This is a genomic window from Haloferax sp. s1, from assembly GCF_058382125.1.
This window is the reverse complement of the sequence record NZ_JBZRPK010000575.1, coordinates 1-8,039: the sequence shown is the minus strand read 5'-3', so window position 1 is coordinate 8,039 and position 8,039 is coordinate 1. Positions and strand designations below refer to the sequence as shown.

Sequence of the window (8,039 nt, the reverse complement as noted above, 5' to 3'; positions counted from 1 at the left end):
GGACAATCCACTGCGAAGAAGAAACTTATGTGTTTACCCACCCAGCCTGGTACGGCTGCGGGTGCAGCCCCCCCCTTTTCCGGCGGCCCTCGTCACACTTTACGAGACAAAAGGCTTGGGGGGGTTGTATCCGCCGCAGGTAGCCGCCGTCGAGGCGGGTGTCGCCGAAGGCGGTCGCGTCGTCGCCGCGATTCCGACCGCGAGTGGCAAGACGTTCATCGCCGAACTCGCCATGCTCACCGCCGACGGACCGGCGCTTTACATCGTCCCGCTTCGCGCGCTCGCACGCGAAAAGTACGAGACGTTCGACGAACTGCCGGGCGTGAGCGTCGGCATCTCGACCGGCGACTTCGACTCCGCCGAAGAGGCCCTCGGCGACCACGATATCATCGTCGCCACGAGCGAGAAGGTCGATTCGGCGATTCGAAACGGCGCGTCGTGGGTCGAACACCTCGCCTGCGTCGTCGTCGACGAGGTGCACCTCCTCGGCGCGCTCGGTCGCGGGCCGACGCTCGAAGTCACGCTGGCGACGCTCCAACGCCGGGTTCCCGACCTCCAGCTCGTCGCCCTCTCCGCGACAGTCGACAACCCCGAAGCAATCGCCGCGTGGTTGGACGCCGAACTGGTCGAAAGTACGTGGCGACCTGTCTCACTTCGAACCGGCGTCTACGCCGACGAATCGGTCGAGTTCGACGACGACTCGGCGCTCGAAGTCACGGTTCCACCGACCGGCCCGAACGACGACGAGGCGACCGAAGCGACCGTCTCGCTCGTCGCCGATGCGGTCGAAAACGGCGGCCAGTGTCTCGCGTTCGTCCGCTCACGCCGCGAAGCAGAAGCGCTCGCCGACCGACTCGCGGACGAAGACCTTTCGCCCGCCCCCGACCTCGGTGACGAACTCGCCGAACTGGGCGGCACCACAACTGGACGGCAACTCTCCGAGTGTGCGCGAACCGGTGTTGGATTCCACCACGCCGGTCTGCGAAGCACACACCGAGTCGCCGTCGAGAACGCCTTCAGAGACCGGAAGCTCTCGGTTATCTGTGCGACGCCGACCCTCGCGGCGGGCGTGAACGTTCCGGCGCGCCGCGTCGTTATCCGCGACCAGAAGCGCTATACCGGCGAGTCGATGGCGTGGATTCCGGTGCTCGACGTCCACCAGATGTGCGGCCGCGCCGGACGGCCGCACCTCGACCCCTTCGGCGAAGCGGTGCTCGTCGGCGACGACGACACGAAAGACGAACTCGTCGACCGCTACGTCACCGCCGATGCGGAGGCGGTCAACTCCCAGTTTGCCGACGAGGAGGCGCTTCGAACGCACGTTCTCTCGGTCGTCGCGTCGGGCTTTGCCGACAGCCTCGACGGCGTCGCCGACGTGTTTTCGGCCACGTACTACGCTCATCAGAACCCCGGCGTGGACCTCACGGAACTCGTCGGCGACGTGGTTTCCGACCTCGAATCGATGGAACTGCTCGCCGTCGACGGCGACTCGCTTTCGGCGACGACCCTCGGCGCACAAACGTCCAAGCAGTACGTTTCGCCGACGACTGGAGCGCGAATCATCGCTGGCGTGCGGACCATCCAGACGATGGCCGACGAGAACGTCACGGCCCGAACCGCGCTGGAAGTCGTCTGCAACACACCCGACATGCACGACACCTACCTCGGCAACCGCGAGCGGGCGGACATGTACCAGTACGCTCGAACTCACAGCGCGGAGTTCACTACCGCAATGCACGAGGCAGACCCGTTCGAGGAGTGGTTGACCGCGGTCAAGACCGCCCGTATCCTCCACGAGTGGTCCGATGGGTCGAACATCGAGGACCTCGTCGAACGCTACCGAATCGGCCCGGGAGACGTCGAATCCCGCGTCGAGCGCGCCGAGTGGCTCTTGGGCGCAGCGGATGCGCTCTGTGCCGCACTCGACACCGACGTCCCAGAGTTCCGCGAGGTTCGGGCGCTGTTGTCGCCCTGAGCAGGCGACGGGACCCATCGCCACCCGACCGTTTACGTCACCACGCGAAGTGATTGGAACATCGACATGTTCGCAGAGGCAGTTCTGTTCGTCGTCGGACTCGCCGCGCTCGTCTTCGGTGCCGACCGGGCGGTCACCGCCGCGGCCGAGGTCGCCAGTTTCTACGGCGTCTCGCCGTTCTTCATCGGCGTGACGCTCATCTCCGTCGGCACGTCGATTCCGGAGATGACGACCTCCATTTACGCGGCCTCCTACGGCGCGGGCGACCTCGTCGTCGGCAACATCATCGGCTCGGAGACCTCGCAGATTACGCTCGCTATCGGTATCGTGGCGCTCATCGCGCCCATCGTGGCGGACCGTCGAGACGTGATGGTCTACGGCGGGGCGATGACGCTCGCGATGATTATCATGCTACTCACGCTCGAAGACGGCGTAGTCCAGCGTTCCGAGGGCTTCCTGATGATGCTCGCGTACGTCAACTTCGTCTACACGCTCTACACGAACGAGGGTGGCGAGGAAATTGCTGAGGAGGTCGTCGAGGAGGAAAAGACACCGGAACGAGGTCTCCCGCGTGTCGCGTTCGGCCTGCTTCTCGTCGTAGTCGGCGGGCAAGTGATGGTAACGAACGGCGTCGAACTCGCCCGGTTGGTCGGCATCTCCGAGTATTCGGTCGGTTTGCTCACCGGTCTCGGGACGACTGCCCCCGAAATCGTCGTCGCCGGAATCGCCGCCAAGGAGGGCCGCGAAGGAATCTCCGTGGGGTCGATTCTCGGGAGCAACATCACCGACCCCGTCTTTTCGCTCGGTATCGGCGCGCTGGTTGCGGATGTGGTCGTCACTGACCTCGCGTCGGTGACGCCCTCGGGACTCTACATGCTCGTCGTGTCGCTCGCGGTGTTAGCGTTGCTCTACTGGCAGGAGGGTATCGACCGTCGCGCGGCGCTCCTCTGTCTCGGGTTGTATCTCCCGACGTTCGTCGTGCTGTGAGTCAGATGCGTCCAACAGCCGAACCGTTAGCGTTCGAACGCATCCCTCAAAACCGCTTCGGGATGCCGTTTTAAGCACTGTGGGGGCGTAGGCGAGGCTATGGGTATCACGTACGAAGACTTCCTCGACCTCGAATACGAACCGACCGACGAGGACCTCGTCTGCACGTTCCGCATCGACCCCGCAACGGGTATGTCCATGGAGGCGGCCGCGAGTCGCGTGGCTTCGGAGTCCTCCAACGGGACGTGGGCGGCCCTCCAACCCGGTGCGGACTTCACCGATATGGGAGCGACTACGTTCTCCATCGCCGAGCGAAGCTCGGCTGGCAGCCGGACGGGGTCCGACGACATCGACGGCGGTAATATTCAGGTCGCCTACCCTGCCGGACTGTTCGAACCCGGGAACATGCCGCAGGTACTCTCCTGTATTGCCGGTAACATCATGGGCATGAAAGCGGTCGACAGTATCCGTCTCATGGACTGTGAGTGGCCCGAACCGGTCGTCTCGTCGTACCCCGGACCGCTCTACGGTTCGTCGGTCCGCGAGGAGATTTTCGGCGTCAGCGACCGCCCCATCACGGCGACGGTCCCGAAGCCGAAAGTCGGGCTTTCGACGGCTGAACACGCGCAGGTCGGATACGACGCATGGGTCGGTGGCGTCGACCTCCTGAAGGACGACGAGAACCTAACCGACCAGGACTTCAACCCCTTCGCCGACCGACTCACGGAGTCGCTGTCGCTCCGTGACGACGCCGAAGACGAGACCGGAGAGAAGAAATCGTACCTCATCAACGTCACCGCAGATACCCAGACGATGCTCGACCGCGTGGACGAGGTGGCTGCACAGGGCGGCGAGTACGTCATGGTGGATATCATCACCGCCGGGTGGGCCGGTCTCCAGACCGTCCGCGAGCGCACCGAGAAACACGGCCTTGCTATCCACGCCCACCGCGCCATGCACGCCGCCTTCGACCGAATGCCGACCCACGGTGTCTCGATGCGGGTGCTCGCACAAATCTCGCGGCTCTGTGGGGTCGACCAACTCCACACCGGGACCGCGGGACTCGGGAAACTCGCAAACGAGGACACCGTCGGCATCAACGACTGGCTGAAAGGCGACCTCTACGGTCGAAACGACGTGCTCCCGGTCGCCTCCGGCGGTCTCCATCCGGGACTGCTCCCCGACCTCCTCGATGCAACGGGCACGAACACCTGTATCCAACTCGGCGGCGGTATCCACGGGCACCCCGACGGCACCCGCTCCGGAGCGATTGCGCTTCGGTCGGCAATCGACGCCTACGTCGAAGGTAAGTCGATTACCGAGGCCGCCGAAGAAACGCCCGAACTCGCCGTTGCCCTGGACAAGTGGGGCACTGAGACCCCGAGATAATCGTCGTCTGACTGCTTCGGCCCCGGTTTTTCACCGGTCGACCTCGCCCATAATCGTATCTAAACTCCCGATTGACGCGATGAGGTCGGCGACATACTCACCGTTGGCTATCTCCGGGAGCACCTGCAAGTTCGAGAAAGACGGGCCACGAATCTTGAATCGGGCTGGCTTGTCGGTGCCGTCGGACCGAATATAGATACCGAGTTCACCCTTCGCCGCCTCGACGGCGCGGTAGACTTCGGTGTCTTCGTCTGGCTTGAGCGTACGCGGCACGTTCGACTGGAGGTTTCGCTCGTCTTCGGGCCAGTCTTCGAGCAGGTCGACACACTGGTCGATAATCTTGGCCGATTCTTCGACCTCGCGCATCCGCACGAGCAGGCGCGAGAAATTGTCGCAGTCGTCCTCGACGACGACGTTCCAATCGAGTTCGTCGTAGTAGCCGTAGGGGTCGTCGCGGCGGAGGTCGTAGTCGATACCTGACCCGCGGGCGACCGGGCCAGTTACCCCGTACTGCTTTGCGACCTCGGGCGGTAGAACGCCGGTATCGACCGCCCGAATCTGGAGTATCTCGTTCGCCGTCAGCAGGTCGTGGTACTCTTCGAGTTTTTTGGGGAGTCCATCGAGGAATTCGCGTGTCTTCTCGAAGAACTCCTCGCGGGGTTCGGGAAGGTCCCAGACGACGCCGCCGAGTCGGAAATAATTGAACATTAATCGCTGTCCAGTGAGGTCTTCGAGGATATTTTGGACGAGTTCACGGTCGCGCATCGCGTACATGAACGTCGCGGTGAATTCGCCGGTGACGTCGAGAGCGTACGAGGCGACTGCGAGCATGTGCGAGAGGATGCGACTCAACTCCGCGGCCATCGTACGGATAATCTGGGCGTACTCCGGAACGGAAATGTCGGCCAGCGCTTCCGCAGTTCGGGCATAGGCCCACTCGTTCAGCAGTCCGCCGCCGCCCCAGTCCCAGCGGTCGGGATACGGCATAATCTGGTGTCGGTAGGTTCCCTTCTGGCACATCTGCTCCTCGCAGCGGTGAATGTACCCGATATCGGGGTCCACGTCCACGACCTTCTCGCCGTCGAGAGTGGCCTGTAGGTGTAAGACGCCGTGAGTCGCGGGGTGGTGCGGGCCGATGTTGAGAACCATCGTGTTGGTGTCGGTGCGCCCGTCTTCGTGGAGCGGATTCGCGTGCTCGTCGTACCGGACGACCTGCGGGCGCGTCTGGTCGTAATCGAGACTCAGCGGGTGGCCCTGCCACGTCTCGGGGAGGAGGATACGGCGCAGGTCGGGATGGTCGTCGTACTCGATGCCGATGAGGTCGTACGCCTCTCGTTCGTGCCAGTCGGCTGTCCGAAACACCGGTTCGGCGGACTCGCTCACGGGGTCTGACCGGGGTGTAGGAACGACGACACTCACCTCCCGTGTCGGGTCGTCGTAGGATTTGAGGTGGTAGATAGACTCGTAGCGGTCTTCGTACTCCTGTGCGGTCACACACGAGAGGTGGTCGAACCCGAGGTCGTCGCGGAATGTCGAAAGGACCGCCTGTACGTCGTCGGGCCGGATTGTCACCTCGGGGGCGTGAACGTGGTGGTCGAGATTGAGAAGAGCATCCCCCAACACCTGCCGGAGCACATCGGTGGTGAGTTGGTCTGCGTCTACCTCGGTCGTCACTTGGGGTGATTCGAGTGACATTGGTGGGCTACTGCGTCTGTCTTCGACCGAAACGGGATTCGGAGTTCTGCCTCATAGGTGCGGCTGATATTTATACTGCCATCTGGATACATCGGGACATGAAATCGGTCGGACTACGTCTCACCCCGGACGAGAACCATCTGCACCCGATGCACGAGTTCGTCGTCGAACACGAGGCGTTCGAGCGGACCAAATTACATCACTGGAATCCGACGATGACCGAGACGAACACGATTGTTTTCGAGGTCGTCGGGTCCGATATCGAAGCGTACGAGGAAGCGCTCACGTCGATACCGACGATTCTGTCGTCGGAGGTGGCGCAGATGCCGGGTGACTCGTTTTTTATCGTCGTCAAAGAACGGCTCGATGCGGCTGGAGTACAGCAGACGACGGCGTTCACGCAGGACGGACTGGTCGTCGTCCCACCGGTCATCTTCGAGGGCGATGGAACGATTTTAGTCACGATTGTCGGGACGGACGAAGCGCTCCAATCAGCGGTTGACCAGACCCCGGAAGGCATCGACATCGAAATCAGAAGGGTGCGAGAGTACACCGGTCCGGGGGACTTCGCGCCCGCCTCGCTGTCGCCGCGACAGCGAGAAGCCGTCGAGGCTGCGGTCGCGTGCGGCTACTATCGGGAATCGAGAGACGGGTCCGTCGCAGCGGTGGCAGAGCAGTTGGGCTGCTCGACTGGAACTGCCGCCGAGCACCTCCGAAAAGCCGAGATGAAAGTGATGTCCGCAGTCGTCGACGGGCAGTAAGCCGGGGGCATCGTGTTGACGAGCGCGTACCGAGGCAAATCTCGAATCCGCAACCGCAATCCTGCAAACCCGCAATCCCGCAATCCTGCAAACCCGCAATCCCGCAATCCTGCAAACCCGCAATCCCGCAATCCCGCAAGCCTGCGAACCTGCGAACGTGAACTCAGGGTTCAGTCCACGGCTCCGTCGTCCCTTCACCGAATAGTTCGCGCATCAGGATGACGATACTCTCAGGCGGGAACTGCCCGCGCTCGGTAACGATGGCGTCGACGTAGCGCGGCGGTGTCACGTCGAAGGCGGGATTTTTGACCGTCGGATTGCCGAGTTCCGCGAGCGTTTCGTCGTCGATTATCTCCTCAGTGTCACGCATCTCGATATCGACCGTGTGGCCCGTCATCGTCCCCGGGTGCAGTTTCAGCGTCTGTGCGGCGACCATGATGGGTGCCCCTCGGTCGCGGGCGTTGACCGCGAGGCCGCTCGTCCCGATTTTGTTGATGACGCTCCCGTCGGCCGCGATGGCGTCCGCGCCGACCAACACGTGGTCCACGTCGTTGAGGTAGCGCCGGGCCGCCGAGTCGACGATGAGTGTGACCGGTACGCCCATCTCGTGGAGCGCCTCCGCGGTGATATGTCCCTGTAGTCGGGGTCGCGTCTCCTTGACGATGGCCTCGATGTGTTTCCCCTGTTCGACCGCCGCCTCGACGCACGCGAAGACGTCCGTCGAGTGGCAGTGGGTCATGATGGTGTCGCCGTCGCGGAGGCGGTTCGCACCGACCTGTCCGAGGTCGGCTTGCGCTCGTTCGAGTCGGGCGCAGAAATCGTCCGCAGACTGGACGACGTCCTGACGCAGTCCCTCGACCGTCGTACTCGACATTCCGCGGAGGACGTACCGGAGCGCGTTCGGCAGGCTCACAGCGGTCGGCCGCGTCTCGTAGAGCATTCGGGCGGCGGCGCGGAGTTCGGATTTGAACGCCTCGGGGTCTGTGGTCTCGCTGTCCGTGGCCTGTGACCGAAGGGCGCGGGCTGCCGCCTCCGCGATGGCCGCCGCACCGCGAATCTCCATCGTACCGATTTCGTCCGCGATACGTCGCACCTCGGCGTGTACGCGCTCGTCCATATCGTAATCTACGTCGGTGGGATGCAAAAATGGTCGCCGCGACGGGAGACACCGAGATGGAGCCGCCGCCGAATCACACTCTATCGACGAGCGCCTCGTCGGGGGGTCGAACACG

6 protein-coding genes are annotated in these 8,039 nt (G+C 63.3%); 4 read left to right on the top strand and 2 right to left on the bottom strand.

Annotated elements, in window-relative coordinates; all coding sequences use genetic code 11:
- Window positions 1-55: 55 nt before the first annotated feature.
- From QT222_RS10950 to rbcL, 3 genes are all read left to right on the top strand, one after another.
- Complete coding sequence (locus tag QT222_RS10950) at window positions 56-1,975, top strand: DEAD/DEAH box helicase (protein WP_491477197.1); 1,920 nt, start codon at window positions 56-58, stop codon at window positions 1,973-1,975.
- Between the two features lie 66 nt (window positions 1,976-2,041).
- On the top strand, window positions 2,042-2,962 hold the full coding sequence (locus tag QT222_RS10945) for a sodium:calcium antiporter (protein WP_004572702.1): 921 nt from the start codon (window positions 2,042-2,044) through the stop codon (window positions 2,960-2,962).
- Between the two features lie 99 nt (window positions 2,963-3,061).
- Window positions 3,062-4,351 (top strand): type III ribulose-bisphosphate carboxylase, encoded by a 1,290-nt coding sequence (gene rbcL, locus QT222_RS10940; RefSeq protein ID WP_491477196.1) that lies wholly within the window; start codon window positions 3,062-3,064, stop codon window positions 4,349-4,351.
- Between the two features lie 30 nt (window positions 4,352-4,381).
- Here rbcL and QT222_RS10935 read toward each other — a convergent pair whose 3' ends face one another.
- Window positions 4,382-6,046, bottom strand: a complete 1,665-nt coding sequence (locus QT222_RS10935; protein ID WP_004572704.1) for an NADH-quinone oxidoreductase subunit D — start codon at window positions 6,044-6,046, stop codon at window positions 4,382-4,384.
- Between the two features lie 98 nt (window positions 6,047-6,144).
- Here QT222_RS10935 and QT222_RS10930 point away from each other — a divergent pair, with 98 nt between their 5' ends.
- On the top strand, window positions 6,145-6,807 hold the full coding sequence (locus QT222_RS10930) for a helix-turn-helix domain-containing protein (RefSeq protein ID WP_004572705.1): 663 nt from the start codon (window positions 6,145-6,147) through the stop codon (window positions 6,805-6,807).
- 163 nt (window positions 6,808-6,970) lie between these two features.
- Here the strand turns inward: QT222_RS10930 and QT222_RS10925 are convergent, their stop codons facing one another.
- Complete coding sequence (locus QT222_RS10925) at window positions 6,971-7,924, bottom strand: ribose 1,5-bisphosphate isomerase (protein WP_491477195.1); 954 nt, start codon at window positions 7,922-7,924, stop codon at window positions 6,971-6,973.
- Window positions 7,925-8,039: the final 115 nt, after the last annotated feature.